This window comes from Campylobacter concisus (assembly GCF_003048615.2).
GTDB lineage: Bacteria > Campylobacterota > Campylobacteria > Campylobacterales > Campylobacteraceae > Campylobacter_A > Campylobacter_A concisus_C.
Genome location: NZ_CP049263.1, coordinates 1,470,800 through 1,487,211 on the forward strand (window position 1 = coordinate 1,470,800; position 16,412 = coordinate 1,487,211).

Annotated in this window: 16 protein-coding genes; all 16 read right to left on the minus strand. The window is 39.8% G+C overall.

Going from position 1 to position 16,412, the window contains the following annotated elements:
• Nucleotides 1-3: 3 nt before the first annotated feature.
• The gene (locus CVS89_RS07425; protein WP_233091248.1) at nt 4-1,410 is read right to left on the minus strand and encodes a CHAD domain-containing protein; all 1,407 of its coding nucleotides are present in this window, start codon (nt 1,408-1,410) and stop codon (nt 4-6) included.
• Nucleotides 1,411-1,549: 139 nt separating this feature from the next.
• Nucleotides 1,550-1,960: a Fur family transcriptional regulator gene (locus CVS89_RS07430; RefSeq protein WP_009294652.1), complete on the minus strand. Its 411-nt coding sequence runs from the start codon at nt 1,958-1,960 to the stop codon at nt 1,550-1,552.
• Nucleotides 1,961-2,031: 71 nt separating this feature from the next.
• Entirely contained in the window at nt 2,032-3,858 is a 1,827-nt protein-coding gene (dxs, locus tag CVS89_RS07435; RefSeq protein WP_107847592.1) for a 1-deoxy-D-xylulose-5-phosphate synthase, read from the minus strand.
• A complete protein-coding gene (fliH, locus tag CVS89_RS07440; RefSeq protein ID WP_107847590.1) occupies nt 3,851-4,723 on the minus strand; it encodes a flagellar assembly protein FliH in 873 nt (290 codons plus the stop codon). The genes dxs and fliH overlap by 8 nt, the downstream gene beginning before the upstream one ends.
• Nucleotides 4,720-5,751 carry a flagellar motor switch protein FliG gene (fliG, locus tag CVS89_RS07445; protein ID WP_002939877.1) on the minus strand — a complete coding sequence of 344 codons (1,032 nt, stop codon included), beginning with the start codon at nt 5,749-5,751 and terminating at the stop codon, nt 4,720-4,722. The genes fliH and fliG overlap by 4 nt, the downstream gene beginning before the upstream one ends.
• Entirely contained in the window at nt 5,751-7,448 is a 1,698-nt protein-coding gene (gene fliF / locus CVS89_RS07450) for a flagellar basal-body MS-ring/collar protein FliF (RefSeq protein ID WP_107847588.1), read from the minus strand. The genes fliG and fliF overlap by 1 nt, the downstream gene beginning before the upstream one ends.
• 4 nt (nt 7,449-7,452) lie before the next feature.
• Nucleotides 7,453-8,550: a histidinol-phosphate transaminase gene (hisC, locus tag CVS89_RS07455; RefSeq protein WP_107847586.1), complete on the minus strand. Its 1,098-nt coding sequence runs from the start codon at nt 8,548-8,550 to the stop codon at nt 7,453-7,455.
• Nucleotides 8,550-9,629 (minus strand): prephenate dehydratase, encoded by a 1,080-nt coding sequence (gene pheA / locus CVS89_RS07460; protein ID WP_021089638.1) that lies wholly within the window; start codon nt 9,627-9,629, stop codon nt 8,550-8,552. The genes hisC and pheA overlap by 1 nt, the downstream gene beginning before the upstream one ends.
• Nucleotides 9,613-10,836, minus strand: coding sequence for a diaminopimelate decarboxylase (lysA, locus tag CVS89_RS07465; protein WP_107847584.1), 1,224 nt, complete (start codon nt 10,834-10,836; stop codon nt 9,613-9,615). The genes pheA and lysA overlap by 17 nt, the downstream gene beginning before the upstream one ends.
• Nucleotides 10,837-10,891: 55 nt before the next feature.
• Nucleotides 10,892-11,956 carry an LptF/LptG family permease gene (locus CVS89_RS07470; RefSeq protein WP_107847582.1) on the minus strand — a complete coding sequence of 355 codons (1,065 nt, stop codon included), beginning with the start codon at nt 11,954-11,956 and terminating at the stop codon, nt 10,892-10,894.
• Entirely contained in the window at nt 11,953-12,501 is a 549-nt protein-coding gene (pth, locus tag CVS89_RS07475; protein WP_103648093.1) for an aminoacyl-tRNA hydrolase, read from the minus strand. Before pth ends, CVS89_RS07470 begins: the two co-directional genes overlap by 4 nt.
• A gap of 11 nt (nt 12,502-12,512) precedes the next feature.
• Nucleotides 12,513-13,049, minus strand: a complete 537-nt coding sequence (locus CVS89_RS07480) for a 50S ribosomal protein L25/general stress protein Ctc (RefSeq protein WP_002939542.1) — start codon at nt 13,047-13,049, stop codon at nt 12,513-12,515.
• Between the two features lie 68 nt (nt 13,050-13,117).
• Complete coding sequence (locus CVS89_RS07485; RefSeq protein WP_103598339.1) at nt 13,118-14,278, minus strand: type IV pilus twitching motility protein PilT; 1,161 nt, start codon at nt 14,276-14,278, stop codon at nt 13,118-13,120.
• Nucleotides 14,278-15,270, minus strand: a complete 993-nt coding sequence (locus CVS89_RS07490; protein WP_021083637.1) for a transaldolase — start codon at nt 15,268-15,270, stop codon at nt 14,278-14,280. The genes CVS89_RS07485 and CVS89_RS07490 overlap by 1 nt, the downstream gene beginning before the upstream one ends.
• A 4-nt stretch (nt 15,271-15,274) precedes the next feature.
• On the minus strand, nt 15,275-15,901 hold the full coding sequence (serB, locus tag CVS89_RS07495) for a phosphoserine phosphatase SerB (RefSeq protein WP_103611374.1): 627 nt from the start codon (nt 15,899-15,901) through the stop codon (nt 15,275-15,277).
• A gap of 8 nt (nt 15,902-15,909) precedes the next feature.
• Nucleotides 15,910-16,407: a chemotaxis protein CheW gene (locus CVS89_RS07500; RefSeq protein WP_021085973.1), complete on the minus strand. Its 498-nt coding sequence runs from the start codon at nt 16,405-16,407 to the stop codon at nt 15,910-15,912.
• Nucleotides 16,408-16,412 lie beyond the last annotated feature (5 nt).

Sequence of the window (16,412 nt, forward strand, 5' to 3'; positions counted from 1 at the left end):
CCTTTATATGTAGTAAATTTTTAAATTTCGCGAGATCTTGCGAGTTGCTTTTATAAATTTAAGCCGTTTTTTTAGTATCTCTTCTCTAGTTTTGTAAATTTGTTTGTAGATTTTGCTCTCAAGTTTTTCTTTGCCAGCAGCCTCTGGCAAACGCTCTAAGATGCCAAGCCAAACGTCATAGTCTTGAAGCGCACCAAAGATCTCTTGCATATCTTTTAGCCGCTCTTCATACTTTTTAAGCCCGTCAAAATAAAAAATCTCACTCAAAAACTCGTAGGTATATCTCACCTTTTTAAGCTCGATCCTGATCTTGTGAAAGCTCTCATTTGGGCAGTCTTGATCTAGGCTTTTTAGCCTCTTTTGAGCCAAAACTAGAAGCGTTCTTAGCTTAAACGAGCCAAGGCGTGAAAGGCTCACGTCAAAGAGCTTTGATCTATAAAACTCGCCCTCGTTTAAAAATATCTCCCACTCTTTTAAAAATGCGTAGTTTTCCTCGTCACTCAGGTAGCTTTTAACGTTTTCATACTCTAAATTTAGAGCCTTTTGCACAAAGTAAATTAGCTCATTTGCATGCTTTTGTTCGCTTAAAAAGCCTAAAAATATGTCTAAGTCTCGCTTTTTATTGGTTGAATTTGCCAAAATTTTAAAATTCTCTCCAAAAAAAAGCGTCACTTTCTCATCAAAAACTCCGTTAAAAATTTTAAGTAGCGACCTAACTTTTCTTAAATTTACTCGCAGGTTGTGCAAAATTTCTTCATCGTGATCTTGCAGATAGTCGCTCTTTAGCCTCTTTATCTCTTTAAAGATGCTTAAAAACAAAGCTCTAAGAGCCTCACCACTTTTTAAATTTGCAGCAAAATTTGGCGAAATTTCTCTGTTTTTAAAAACATTGTAGGCTCTTTTGTAGTCGATTTGTTCATTTTCATTTGCGTGAATGGCAAGAAATTTGTTTTTATATCTTTTATCGCAGGTGACATCGGCCTTACAAAACTGCTCCAAAAAAGCTGGCAGTTTAAAATATACAGCCTCGTTTTCATCACTAAATTCGATCTCAAATGTGCAAAGTCCATTTAAGCCGTCTTTAAAAACGTCGATGTTGCAGGGATTATTGTTTAGCCGAAAAATGTATCTATCTTTTGTGATTACGTGCCCGATGCGGTTTTTTAGAGCCTTTTTAAACTCCGCCTTTTCGCAAAATTCCTCATTTTCTTCTCTTATAAGATCTTTGCCGACCTTGACCGTTTTTATAAATTTACCCTCTTCGCTTCTGAAGCGGATCTCTTCATTTTGCGTGATCTTGGTGTAAAACTGAGAAATTTCAAGGTGCTTAAAAACTAGCCCAGCCTCTTTTAGAAAATCTAGAATTTGAGAATTTTTGAGTAAAAATTTACGCTCTATCTCCAAACCCACATTTTTCTCCGAAATTTTTTGCTTATTTTAGCGAGTTAGTGCTTAAAATAATGAGAAAAAAGCTAATTTCAGGCTTGTTTGAAGTGTTTTATGAAGAAAAATAAAAATTTATGTTGCATTATGCAACATAAATTTTGCCTTATCGGCAGTGCTTACAGCTTTTTACGCTAGCAACGATATTTAGGCGCTCGATGATGTTACCGATCTTTTTTTCAAGCGCTTCTTGGTATTTGCCAAGCTCTGAGTCATCATAGCTCATATCCTCGACGCTACCGCAGTTTTCGCAAACCACGTGAATGTGCGGATGCTCGTAGATGTCGTATCTCGCCTTTTGATTGACGATATTTACCTCAACTACAAGGCCTTCGTCTTTTAGAGTGTTTAGGTTTTTATAGACTGTTGCGAGCGAAACTGATGGATTTTCTTTCAAAATTTCATCATAAAGCTCATCGATCGTTGGATGTGTGTGACGATCAAGAATTCTTAAAACGCTAAGACGCTGCGGCGTTACTTTAAGCCCAGACTGTTTTAGCAACGATACATATTGCATAATTTTCCCCTATACAAATTTTTGCTTTATGCTAGCAAAAGTAATATTAAACGTTTCTTTATTAAATGATATTAATTATTCTCTAGTAATTTTTGGGTAATTTGCTCAGCGCTTATGCCAAGACTCTTTTCAACCTCAGCTGTCGAGCCATGCTGGATAAATTTATCATCATATTCAAAGCTAATAACGCTTACATTTGAGATGCCATTTTCTTGTAAAAAGGCACTTACGATCTCGCCAACGCCGCCTTTTTTAGCGCTATCACTAAAGATATACCACTTTTTAGTGCGTTTTGCTAGCTCACATAAAAGCTCTCTATCAAGCGGCTTTACAAAGACTAGATCAACAAGGATAGCTTCAAGCTTGCCAGCTAGTAAATTTCTAACCAAATTTGCCTTGCCAACGCCGTTGCCATAGCCTAAAAATGCGGTCTCACTCTTTGTGTCAGCCAAAATTTCACCCTTGCCAAACTCTAACGGTTTAGCCTTAAACTCATCTCTTAAGATAAACGCCCCACGCGGATATCTAAACGCACTAACACCCTTGTAAGAGTAGGCAAATTCCATAACATTTTTCATGCTCTCTTCGCACCTTGGAGCAAAAAGAACCATGTTTGGCACAGCGTTTAAGAAGCTAATGTCAAAAGCGCCCTGATGCGTTTCGCCGTCCTCGCCCACGATGCCTGCTCTATCCATCGCAAATGTGATGTTTAAATTTAAGATAGAAGCGTCGTGAATGACCTGATCGTAGGCTCTTTGCATAAAAGTCGAGTATATCGCGACAAATGGCTTAAAGCCCTCTTTTGCCATGGCTGACATTGAGGTAACTGCGTGCTGCTCGGCTATCGCCACGTCCCAAAAGCGGTCTGGAAACTCATGTATGAGCACGTCCATGCCAGTGCCTGTTGGCATCGCAGCCGTTACGCCAACAATGTCGCTGTGCTCTCTTGCCATCTTTAAAAGCTGCTCGCTAAAGATCGCCGTGGCTGACTTGTTTGACTGTCTTTTGATAAATTCGCCACTTTTTAGATCAAATGGTCCAACTCCGTGCCAATTTTCATAGTAACCCTCGGCAAATTCATACCCTTTGCCCTTTAGCGTCTGCACGTGCACGATGACTGGTTTTTTCATGTTTTTGGCAGTTTCAAATGTGCTAAGAAGCGCTGAGAGGTCGTGTCCATCGACTGGGCCTATGTACTCAAGTCCAAGCTCTTCAAAAAACATGCCAGGAGTGATGAGCCTGATGCCCTCCTCCATGCGTCTAGCCATATAAGCTGCGGAGTCTGGCATGTAGCTTAAAAAGCGCTCGACCCTGCCTTTAAATTTTTGATAAAACTGCCCAGCCATCATCTGGCTTAGATACTTGCTAAGTGCGCCTATTGGCTTACTTATGCTCATTTCGTTGTCGTTTAGGATAATGACGCAAGGATATTTTCTATCCCCAAGCTCATTTAGCGCCTCGTATGCCATGCCGCCACTTAGCGAGCCGTCGCCTATGACAGCTACTGGCAAGCGCTCTTCATTTTTTAGTTTGATCGCCTTTGCAGCGCCAACTGCAAGCGATATGGACGTTGAGCTATGGCCTGCTACAAAGTAGTCAAATTTACTCTCGCTTGGCTTTGTGTAGCCGCTGATGCCGTTAAATTTTCTAAGTGTATCAAAGTTGTCCCAGCGCCCAGTTAGTAGCTTATGCGCGTAGCTTTGGTGGCTCACGTCAAAGATAAACGGATCTTTTGTAACGTCAAAAATTTTATGAATCGCAACGATGATCTCGACTGCACCGATGTTTGAGCTAAGATGTCCGCCATTTTTGCTAACGGTGGATAGAATTTTATCCCTGATGTCGTGGCAAAGCGCGTTTAGCTCATCGACATTTAGGCTTTTAACGTCTTTATTCATTATTTACCAGCATTTTTAGCTTTTCAAGCCTTGTTTGCATCGTCGCATCGATGTTTCCGCCCTCGCTTATTATCACCACGCCACCTTTGCTTATGGCATCATCAGCGCTTACTTTTACGCGTTCATTTTTGCTAAATTGCTCTTTTAAATAGTCGCTATCTTCTGGATTTACGCGAATTTCTATATTTTTTACGTCGCTTAGCTCTTTTATAAGCGAATTTGCTAGGTGGTGAGCGATCTGGCTAGATGCGCTTGATACCTCTTTTTCTATCACCTCTTTTGCGATCTTTATCGCAGTTTGTCCAAGCTCGTCCTCGCTCTTTTTCAAAAACTCATCAAATTTAGCGTACTGCTCGTCAAGCTTTGCGGCTGAAGCGCTAAATTTAGCCTCAAGCTCCTTTATCTTTGCCTCGTTTGTGGCATTTGTTTGAGCGATGCCTTCGTTTTTGCCATCCTCTTTTGCGCGGGCGATCTCCGCTTCAAGTCGCTTTGCAAATTCGCTCTCTTGATTTTCTATTTGCATTTGAAGTTTGATGATGTTGCTGCTTAGCTCATCTGTCTTTTTAAGTAGCTCCTCGACAAAACTCGAGTCAAATCCAGGCTGGTGAGCTTGGCTGTTTTGAGGCTGAGGTGCAAAGTGATTTTGCATGTTTGGTTGCATTTGGTGAACTGGCTGGTTTTGCGGCGTGAAATTTTCACCACCTTGCTCTAAATTTTGCTCATTTAGCTCTTCACTAAGGTTGTTCTCTTCTATCAAAACAGGTGCGCTATCTTGGGCTCTTTCATTGCTCCCAAGCACCTTAAATCTATAATTTTCTATAAAATGAGCTGGCGAGGTCTCACTTGTTATTACGCTACTTTTCATTCTATCATCTCATCTGCTTCGCCAACTTGGAAAACGCCTTGATCGGCTAAGGTTTGTACTACTTCTACAATGCGTCTTTGAGCCTCTTCAACATCTTTTACACGCACGGCACCAAGGTATTGCATCTCCTCTTTAAAGGCTTCGGCTGCACGCTGAGACATATTTGATAAAAATTTATCCTTAATGCCATCGCTTGAGCCCTTAAATGCAACCATAAGGTCCTTTTTATCGACATTTTTGAGAATTTCTCTAATCGCAGTTGCGTTAAGATTGATAATATCTTCAAAGGTAAACATAAGCTCTTTGATCGTTGTAGCAAGCTTATCGTCGCTTTGCTCGATGCGCTCGATCGTGCTTTTGCTAGCTTTTTGACCAAGTCTGTTAAGCACTTCTGCCACAGCTCTTGGACCACCAACCTCGACCTTGTAAGATGTAAGGCTTTCAAGTTTACCCTCAAGCACGGTTGAGACACGCTTAATCACTGATGGGCTAATATCGCCAAGATTTGCCATCCTGATCACTACCTCGCTTCTTAGCTCATCTGAAAAAAAGCTTAGTGTCTCAGCAGCACTACTTGAATCCATATGAGCAAGGATTAGCGCGATAGTTTGAGGGTGCTCTTTTACGATGAAGTCTGCGAGTTGCTGCGGCTTTATCTTATCAAGATAGCCAAAGCTTTTTGAGTTTTCCATGCTTTTTGCAAGCTTGTCTAAAATTTTCTGCGCAGCCTCTGGACCAAATGTGCGGTATAAAATTTCTTTTGCATACTCTAAGCCACCACTTCTCATATATTGATTTGACTGCATGAGAGCGTAAAATTCTTCAAGTACTGCGCCTGCAACTTGTTTATCTATATTTTTTGCAGTCGCTATGTAGCCTGAAATTTCAGTGATAACATCAACATCCATATGAGAAAATATAACAGCTGTCGCCTCTTCGCCAAGTTGAATTAATAAAATAGCAATCTTTTCAGGCATTGATAGATCATCGTAGATCATCTTTTGCTTATCATTTAACTTCATCGACATTAAATTTCCTTGCGCATGTTAAAGTCATTATCATTTTTAACCATATCTTGAAGTAATGCCGCAATCTCTTCACTACGTTCAGAGATAACCGTTCTCATTTTTTCTAGCAATACGTCGTATTTTAGCTCGTCTTCATTAAATTCACCACCAAGACCAAGCTGCTCCTCGACTTTCTTGCGAGCAGCTTTAAATTTCTCAAGTGTATCTTCAGCATCAGTCTCGATATCTTCAAACTCATTCTGAACTTGTTCTTCTTCCTCTTTTGTCTCCTCAAGCATCTTTTGCATAAATGGTACGATAACTTTTTTGTAAAAGATGTAAAGCAATAATGCTGCAAAAAGATACTTAAATATCGGCAAGAAAGGCACCACATAGCTATTCATAAAGCTATCCATTTTTTCGCTAGCACTTACGTCTTTATGTGTTTTAAACTCGAAGTTATCCAAGCTTACCTCATCGCCTCTATTTTGATTGTAGCCGATTGATTGTTTGATTAAATTTGTGATTGATTCTCTTTGCTCTTTGGTAAGCGGGTTAAATTCAAGCTCGCCAGTTGGTTTGCCATCACTATCTTTTTTACTTTTATAAATGCCATCTATAACGACAGCTGCGCTCACTCTGTTTATGCTAGCAAACTGCCCTTTGACATTTGTCACTTTCTTTGAAATTTCGTAGTTTGTCTGCTGTGAGCTTTTATTGTACTGCTCTTTTAAAGTGCTATCATCAAGACCTTGAACAGGGCCTATGTTGCTAACTGCACCTGGTACGCCGCCCACTTCATTTGGAGCTGAGCCTTGACGCTTTTCTTCGATGTTGCTCTCGCTTCTTACAACGTTATTTGGGTCATAAACCTCGCTTTTTGTATCTTTTTTATCAAAGTCAAAGTCGATATTTACCTTTGCTACGACCTTATCTGCCCCGCCCACGATAGGAGCTAGGACATTTACGATCTTTTGCTCGTAATTATTTTCAAACTCGCGCTTATAGCGAATCTGCTGAGCTATGGCATCACTATCAAACTCTCCGTCTTCATCGCCAAGTGCGACGCCATCTTGATTGACGATCTTGACATTTTCTGTGCTTAAATTTGTAACAGAGGCGGCGACTAAGTTTTTAATGCCAAAAATTTGCTTCGCATTTAGACTAACGCCTGGCTTTAGCTCAACCACGATCGAGGCCGTTGGCAGCGACTGGCGCTCGGTAAAGACACTCTCTTTTGGTATGGCTATTCTTACGGTTGCTTTTTGTATAGATGAGAGGCTCTCGATTGTTCTAGCTAGCTCACCCTCAAGCGCTCTTTGGAATTTAACTCTCTGCTCGGCGTCCGTTGCGCCAAATTCTTGCTTGTCAAAAATTTCAAAACCGATCTTGCTCTCTTTTGGTATACCAAGCGTTGCAACAGCGATACGCTCTTTATATACATCACTTATTGGCACAAGGATCGTGCCTTCATTTGCTAGTTTATACTTGATGCCATCTTTGTTTAGCTGATCGACTATTAAGGCTGAGTCGCTTGGGCTGATGTTTTCAAAAAGGACGCTATATCCTGCAAAGCTATCACTTTTGCTTTTGTAAAGCGTTAAAAATACCAAAAAAGCCACAACCAAAACGATCGAGCTGCCTGCGACGATCTTTTGTTTTAATGAAAGCTTTTGATAAATTTGACTTATTTGATGAAGTAATGCCTTAAAATCCATATCCCTACTTTAAAATTTGCTCTAACTCTTCAAAAACTCTATCGTTTTGCCATGCCTGACCGATGGTGATTCTCACCGCATTTAAGGCGTAGCTTTTTAAATCTCGTAAAATTATACCTTTTTTTAGCATCTTTTCGCATATCTGGCTTGATTTTGACTCGTTAAATTTAAATGTGATGAAATTTGTGTAGCTTGGGATAAACTCGATGCCATTTTGCTCTGCAAATTCCTCATATCTCTTCATCTGCTCGAAGTTGTTTTGCATGGTTTTTTGCACAAACTCATCATCATCAAGTGCTACTATCGCAGCTCTTAGGCTTGGAGTTGTGATGTTAAATGGAGCTCTTAGCTTTGAAAGAGCGCCTATGATCTCTTCATTTGCCACGCCGTATCCCACGCGCATGCCACCAAGTGCGTAGGCCTTTGAGAAAGTGCCAAGATAGATGGCATTTTTAAATTTCACCACCTCGCTTGGCTTTATCTCTTTTTTGCTATCTTTAAATTTAGCGAATTCGTTGTAAGCACAATCAAGCACCACAAGCGTGTTTTCATCAATGTTTTTTATAAATTTATAGACTTCATCGGCATCGATGCATTCGCCCAAAGGGTTGTTTGGCAAGCAAAGAAATATGACAGAAATTTCATCTTTATGTGCGTTATAAATTTCTAAAAACTCACTCAAATTATGCTCCACGCTCTTTGTGCGGTAAATTTTAGCCCCTGTTTGTTTTGCATAAATTTCATACATCGCAAATGTCACGCCAGCCATCAAAACGCCACTTTGTTTGTTTGCCTTTGCGTGAAGTGCAAACTCTATGATCTGGTCACTTCCAGAGCCGATGATTAAATTTTTGCTAGTTACGCCAAATTTCTTAGCCAGTCCCTCTTTTAGCTCAAAGTAGCTATCGTCTGGATAGAGATGTGCGTTTTTAGCGACCTCTTTTAGCGCCTCTTCTACGCGTTTGCTAGTGCCAAAAGGGTTTTCATTGCTCGCTAGTTTTATCACATCTTTTGCATCGATGCCAAACTCTCTAACTACAAGCTCGATCGGCTTTCCAGCCTCGTAATTTACTAGATCATCTAAAAAGTCATTAAATTTCATTACTCATCTCCGTTTAAATAGCTTCCAAGCCACGTTATCTCAGCGCCGCTCTCTTTTGCGAGCTCAAAGGCGTTTTGCACCTTCTCATCGTCGATATGCCCTTCAAAGTCAAGGTAAAAAATTGACTTAAATTCACGCTGCTTTATAGGACGTGACTCAAGTTTTGTGATATTGATATTTTCATTTTTAAAGATAGAAAGCAGATCAGCAAGGCGTCCTGGACTGTGATCAGTCTTTGCTAGGATCGAAGTTTTTGAGTTTTCAACCTTGGCGTTTTTAAAATCACTAAGAATGAGAAATCTCGTTCTATTTGCCATATTATCTTCAATAGTCTCATAGACGATTGGCACGTTGTAAATTTTAGCTGCAATTTTTGAGCAAATGGCGGCTGATTCTCTATCCATAGATGCCATATATGCGGCTGCTGCGGTTGATTTGGCTGGGACAAATTCGACCTCATTTAGCATATGATCTTCTAAAAATTTACGGCATTGGTTGTAGCCTTGCGGATGCGAGTAAATTCGCTTTATCTCTTTTAAATTTTCATTTATGCTAACAAAGCTGTGGTGGATATCTACGTAGAGCTCTGCCACTATCTTTATATCATCAAATTTACTCAAACAATCAAGCGTAGCTCCAACAGCGCCTTCAGTGTTGTTTTCGATAGGCACAACGCCATATTTTGCCTCTTTTTGAGCTAGCTTCGTAAAAACTGCCTCGATCGTAGCAAGTGGTAAATACGCGCTCATCGCGCCAAATCTACTTTGCGCCGCTTGATGCGTATAAGTGCCCTCAGGCCCTAGATAGACGATCTTTTGAGGCATCTCTAAATTTCTACTAACAGCAAAAATTTCAAGATAAATAGCCTCGATAGCAGCCTTATTTAAGGCTTTATCTTTACTAAGGCTAGTTAAGCGGTTTATGATAGCTCGCTCGCGCTCAGGACGATATATGGGCGTCCCAGTCGTTTGCTTTAGCTTGCCGATCTGCTCGACAAGCTTCATTCTTTCATTTAGTTTATTTAAGATGAGATCATCGATGCTATCGATCTCTTTTCTAAGCTCATTTAGCTCTTGCATCAGCACTCTCCAAAAACTCAATCTCAGGTGCCACGACATCCTCAAAGCTCTCTCGTCTTCTTATCAGCCTATCTTTGCCATCAAGAACGCAAACTTCAGCGGCTCTGTTTCTTGTGTTGTAGTTTGAGCTCATGCTAAAACCATAAGCTCCAGCCCCTTTAACTACGATGATATCGCCACTTTCACACTCTGGTAGCTCTATATCTTTTGCTAAAAAGTCGCCGCTTTCACAAACTGGACCGACCACATCGCAAGTGCCTAAATTTTCATCCTTGCCATAAACAAAAATTTTGTGATGCGCGCCATAAAGGCTTGGTCTTATAAGATCATTCATCGCGCCATCAGTGATGACAAATCTCTTTTTGCCATTAAATTTCTCATATAAAACGCTTGCGACAAAGTAGCCAGCATTGCCCACGATGAAGCGTCCTGGCTCGCAAACGATGGTCACATCTTGACCCTTTAGTGCGCCTAAAATTCCTTGTGCGTAGTCGTATAAATTTATCTCTTTTTCATCGTTGTAGATGATGCCAAGTCCGCCGCCAACGTCAAAAAATTTGATATCGATCTCAAGCGCTCTTAGCTCTCTTAAAAGCTCACTTACGATCTTTGCAGCGTCTATTATCGGGCTTAGTGAAGTTAGCTGCGAGCCGATGTGAAAGTGTATGCCAGTTGGCTCAAGAAACTCTGATGCTTTAGCGTGGATATACATCTTTTTAGCTGTCTGTGCATCGACGCCAAATTTGTTTTCATTTAGCCCTGTCGAGATATATGGGTGAGTTTTTGCATCGACGCCTGGATTTACCCTGATGCTAATCCTTGCCTTTAAATTTAACCCTTTTGCTATCTCTTCAAGCCTTAAAAGTTCGGCAAAGCTCTCGACATTTATCAGCAAAATTTCATTTTCTAAAGCCTCTTTTAGCTCTTCATCGCTCTTGCCAACGCCGCTAAAGATGATCTGATATCTCTTAGCTCCTGCCAAAAGCGCTCTTTTGACCTCGCCGATGCTCACGCAGTCAAATCCAGCTCCAAGATCAGCCAGAAATTTTAAAACGCTTAAATTTGAGTTTGCTTTTACAGCGTAGCAAACCAGAGATTTTCTAGCGTAAAATGCGTTTTTTAGCGCCTCGTAGCGCTCTTTAATGTAGTTAAAATCATAAACGTAAAGTGGGGTTTTGTATTTGCTTGCAAGCTCTTTAAAATCCATAAAATAGCCTTTTTTAAAATGGCTTGATTTTACAAAAAAGTTGCCAAAATTTGGCTTAACGATGCGATTTTATGAGATAAATGGCGTATGCAAAAAGCAAAATAACAGGGAGAACCATGCCGATCTCTGGCAATATGACTGAGGTTTGAGCAAATTTGATTAAGATAAAGAGAAGCCCCCAAACTACGAGTGTTATCACAACAAAGATAAATGTTGAGAGTGCGAGGTTAAAAAACCTGCCAGTCACTGGCAAATGATAGTAGAAAATAAGCAATAAAAATGGCGCAAAAAATGGCGTGATGGCGAGGTTATAAAAGGCAGTTTTTGCGCTGTCAAGTCCAATGCCTTCGTTTTTAAATGTCTTTATAAAATTTATCGCATCAGGTATGTTAAATTTAGAGTTTTCAACGCTTGCAGCACTCTCAATGCTCTTTGGCTTAAAGCCTCTTAACGCATCTAAATTTTCGCTTTTTACCTTATTAAAACCATTTTCGCCAAGCTCTAAGGTTTGAGGCAAAAAGGTCTGATTTACATCCTCTAAAATCCACTCATTGTCTTTAAATTTAGCGTGGTCGGCAAAGGTTGTCGAGAGCAAGTCAGTGCCATTAATGTCAAAAATTCTCACGTCATTTGCCCTTTGCTTGGCTGAGTTTAGCTCTTTTATATAGATAAATTTGCCTTCAAACTTCAAAAATGAGTCGTTTGTGCTTTTTGAAAAAGCGGTATTTTTTGTGATACTTTTTTGATAGTCATGCGCATAAGCAAATGGCGTAAAATTTAGCCCAACGTAAAAAATCGTCACAAAAAGTGCGATGAGAAATGGCGGCAAAATGAGCTTGTTTTTACTGATGCCAAGAGCATAAAAGCTGATTAGCTCGTTTGAGCGAACCATATTTACATGTAAAATTATTAGCGCAAAAATGAGTGAAAGTGGCAAAACGTAGCTAATGGCACTTAGTGCAGTAAGGCCAACATAGAGTAGCTGAAGGTTAGCAGATGGCGGCAGATCTTTTAAATTTGTAAGCAGATCAATGCCAACATAAAATAGCTCAAGCGCTAAAAATACGATAAGAAAAGATTTTATATAGACCCAGCCAACGTATCTGGCGTATAGTTTCATTTGATAAGACCTTTTTTTACCGTAAATTTTTGTGAAATTTCGTTGATGTCGCTCTTTAGCAGCTCGCAAACCGCATTTTTTGTATAGGCTAAAATTTCATCTAAAGCCTTTTTCTCCTCGTCACTAAACTCGCCAAGGACAAAATTTTTAGCATCGCCCTCATGTCCGATACCAACACGCACCCTTTCGTAGTCGTTGCCTATTATATTATCGATCGATTTTATGCCGTTATGTCCGCCGCTACTGCCGCCTTTTTTAAATTTAACCGCGCCAAAACTAAGATCAAGATCGTCGTGGATGACGATGATCCTATCTGGTTTATAAAAGTCTTTTACCGCCTTTACACTTTGACCTGAGAGGTTCATAAAGGTTGTTGGTTTTAGCAAGATAATGTCGTTAAATTTAAAAACTTCACCTTGAAATTTAGCTGAGCTAACATCTTTGAAATTTGAGTCTTTTAGGAGGTCTATAAGCATAAAGCCTATGTTGTGTCTAGTATTTTCGTATTTGGGGCCAGGATTGCCCAGCCCCGCTATTAGTGTCACAAAAGCCCTTTTTATTTAGCTTTAATAACTCCAAGTACCGCAACACGGTCAGCGTCAATGATTGTAACGCCTTTAGGAGCTGTGATATCACGAACCAAAATCGTATCATCAATGTCAAGTTTGCTTACATCAACGTCAAATGAATTTGGTAAATTTTCAGCCGTGCATTTTACGCAAAGACGTCTTTTTGACTGGATCAAAACGCCCTTATTTTTAAGACCAATAGGTGTTCCAACTGGCTTAACTGGGATCATATATTTTGATAAAACGCCTGGAAGTGCTACTTTTAGATCTACGTGTTTAAGATCGCTTGTAACAACATCTCTTTGGTAATCAACAATAACGACATTATAAACTTTTCCGCCTACTTTTACATCAAAAGCAAGGCTCTCTTTTTTGCGTGCTTCTTTGATAAAGTCATTGACTTTAAAAGCAGCTGCAACATTCTCTAATCCCTTGCCATAAATGTTGGCGATTAGATAACCATCTCTTCTCAAAGCCTTCGCAGACTTCTTACCGATACTCTCTCTAACGATTCCTTCTAACATCGTTTTCCTTTCATAAAAAATAGGTGCTGATTTTATCTAATGCTTTATAAATTTCAGATAAAGCTTATTTAAATTTCTTTAAGTGCGATCACTTCAGGTTGATCTTGTTTGCTTTGAGGTTTGCCAAAATTTACACCATTTTCAAAGCTAAAACCTGCTACATTTGAGCTTTTTATCTTAAGCTGCAAGTCGCCCCTGTTGCTAGCATTGTCAAGCGCTACTTCGGCACTAATTATCTTATTTTCATAAAGCTCAAGCAGGTGCTGATCAAAAGTTTGCATGCCGTAAGTATTTTTTGACTCAGCTATGGCAAGATCGATCTCATCAAATTTCTCTTCAGATATGAGCTCTTTTATGCGGGTATTTTTTCTCATGATCTCAACTGCTGGGCGTCTTGTGCCAAAAAGCGTCTTAACTAGCCTTTGTGAGATGACGCAAGCAAGCACTGAAGAGAACATAAGGCTGACCTTATCTCGCTCACCTTGAGGGAAGCTATTTACTATCCTATTTACGCTCTCTTTTGCATCAAGTGTGTGAAGTGTCGAAAGCACCAAGTGACCAGTCTCAGCAGCTCTAATGGCAGTCTCAATCGTCTCAAGATCTCTCATCTCGCCCACCAAAATGATATCAGGATCTTCTCTAAGTGAAGCCCTTAGCGCATCTGAGAAATTTAGCGCATCTGCCCCGATAGAGCGCTGGTTGATTATACTTTTATCGTCGTTAAATACATACTCAATCGGATCTTCGATAGTCACGATATGTGATCTTTTTGTCTGATTTATGAAATTTATCATGCTTGCAAGCGTTGTCGTCTTGCCGCTTCCAGTTGGGCCAGTCACCAGGATGATGCCACGAGTGGTCTCTGTGCAAATTTTTTCTATCACGCTTGGTAAATTTAGATCTTTTATGGTTGGAATTTTTGTTGGAGTGACACGAAAGACAGCAGAAATTCCATTTATCTGCAAAAACATATTTACACGAAAGCAGTACTCATCATTTAGTTTATAAGAAAAATCTATATCTTTTTTATCCATAAACTCATCAAATTTAGCCCCCAAAAGCTCGTTTGCGATAGCCACCGCATCACTTGGGTCTAAATTTTCTTCACTAAGCGGCATGATCTCACCATTAAATCTACCATAAACAAGGCTTGCAGACTTTAGATGAAGGTCGCTGCCGCCTTTATCTACCAAAGAGCACAGATATGAGTCTAGGTCTTTTTTGGTCATTAAAGTGATTTCATAATCTCATCAAATGCTGCAACAAACTGCTTTAAGCCGTCATTTAAAAGCTCTTTATAAGTAGCATTTATATCGATCTCATTATTTTTTATAATGTGAAAAAAGCTTGAGATATTCTCTTTGCTAGGGGCATTTTTTGCCTCAGCTTTTTCTTTTATAAATTCTTTTATCGTATCTATCGGAGCTGTGTTTATAGAGTTTTTATACATTAGCTCCCTAACGTAATAATCCCCTCTTAAGCCACCACCTTTTACGCCAGTGCTTGCAAAAAGTGTCCTTACGTTTTCTAAGCCAAAGTCCTCAATGATATGATAGATATTTGCAGCGTTCATTATGCCGATCTGCCCTGTTGGTAGGCTCTTTGCAGACATTGTCTCATCAAGCTTTCTGTCAAATCTACTAACAAAAACGCTGATCACACCTTTTGGCATCGTCGTATCCACAAAGCGGCTTGCATAAGCTTTGCTGCCCTCTTTAAAGGCCTCTAGGCAGTTTTTAGCCTGATCTGGCGAGAAAATGAGCGTCGCATTTACGCTGATACCTCTTGCCATAAGCGCACTCATCGCTTCATAACCCTCTTTTGTGGCTGGAATTTTTATCATGACATTTGGCATTGAGATAAGGTTATGAAGCCTAATGCCCTCTTCTATCGTCGCAGCTGTTTCGCCACTTAAATTTGGATCAACCTCAATGCTAACAAAGCCATCATCGCCATTTGCGTAGTTTTTTAGCATTTTACATGCGGCGATCTTGATATCTTGGGTCGCTAAAATTTCATAAAGATCTTTTGGATGACGCTTGTTGCTATTTTGTATGATCTGTTTGTAAGCAGGTGATGCAAAAGCTGTTTTAAAGATAGCTGGGTTGCTTGTAGCTCCGTTTATAACGCCTTTTTCTAATAAAGAGTTGAATTCGTTTTGTAAAAAATCTCTCTCTATAAAGTCACACCAAAGAGAAAATTTAGCTTCATTGTCATACATTTTTTTACCTTATAAAATTTAAAATTTCACGCAGATCCTTGACATCCACGCAATGCGTCGCCTCTTTTTTTAAAATTTCTTTCGCACAAAAGGCAATTTTTAGATCACATTTTCTAAACATTGACACGTCGTTAGCTCCGTCGCCAACGCACATGATCTCTCTTTTATCTAAATTTAATAGTCCCTTTAAGCGATCTATCATTTCGCCTTTTGAGCTACCAAACATCATCTCTCCGCCAACTTCACCTGTTAAAATTCCATCTTTGTGGTGCAAGATATTTGCAAAATTTGCATCAAATTTAAGTTTTTCTTGCATCTTATCAGTTGCGATATGAAAACCGCCACTAAAGACCACGACCTTTATGCCTTTTTGCTTTAGAGCAACTATAAGCTCGCTAGCTCCTGGCATGATGGGTAAATTTTTACAAATTTCATCTGCTTTTGAAAGTGGCATTCCTTTTAAAAATTTTACTCTTGCTGTAAGACTTTCAAAAAAATCAAGTTCGCCGTTCATCGAACGCTTCGTTATGCTAGCCACCTCATTACTGGCGTTGTTAGCGGCGGCGAGAATATCAATCGTCTCGCCGTCCATTATCGTAGAGTCAAAGTCAAAAACACAAAGTTTTATCAAACTATGCCCTAAAAATCACGCTTTAAAAGGCTTTCAACCTTTAAAATCGTAAGGATGTTTTGATCGCGTTTGCCGATACCATAGATCATGCCTTTGTCTTTTACCAAAGTCTCTGGCGGCGGATCAATCCTGTTGCGGTCTATTCTGATAGCCTCCGTCAAGCGGTCTATCACGAAGCCTGCTATGTTATCCTCATCTTTCATGACGATATATCTTGTACTTGGGCTTTGTTTTGTAACATTTAGTGAAAAACGCTTACGCAAATCAATAAGTGGGATAACGTTTCCACGTAGGTTAAAGACGCCAAGAACATAGTCAGGCACGCTAGGAACACGGGTGTATTCAATAGGTTTGATTATCTCTTGGATATTTAAAATAGGTATCGCATACTCTTCTTCGCCAACAACGAAGCCTACTAATTGAACTATATCTTCATTGTTTTTTGACTCAGGTCCGTCAATTTGTTGTTTTTGTTTGCTTAAAACCTGGTTTAGTTTATCGTTCATCCCTT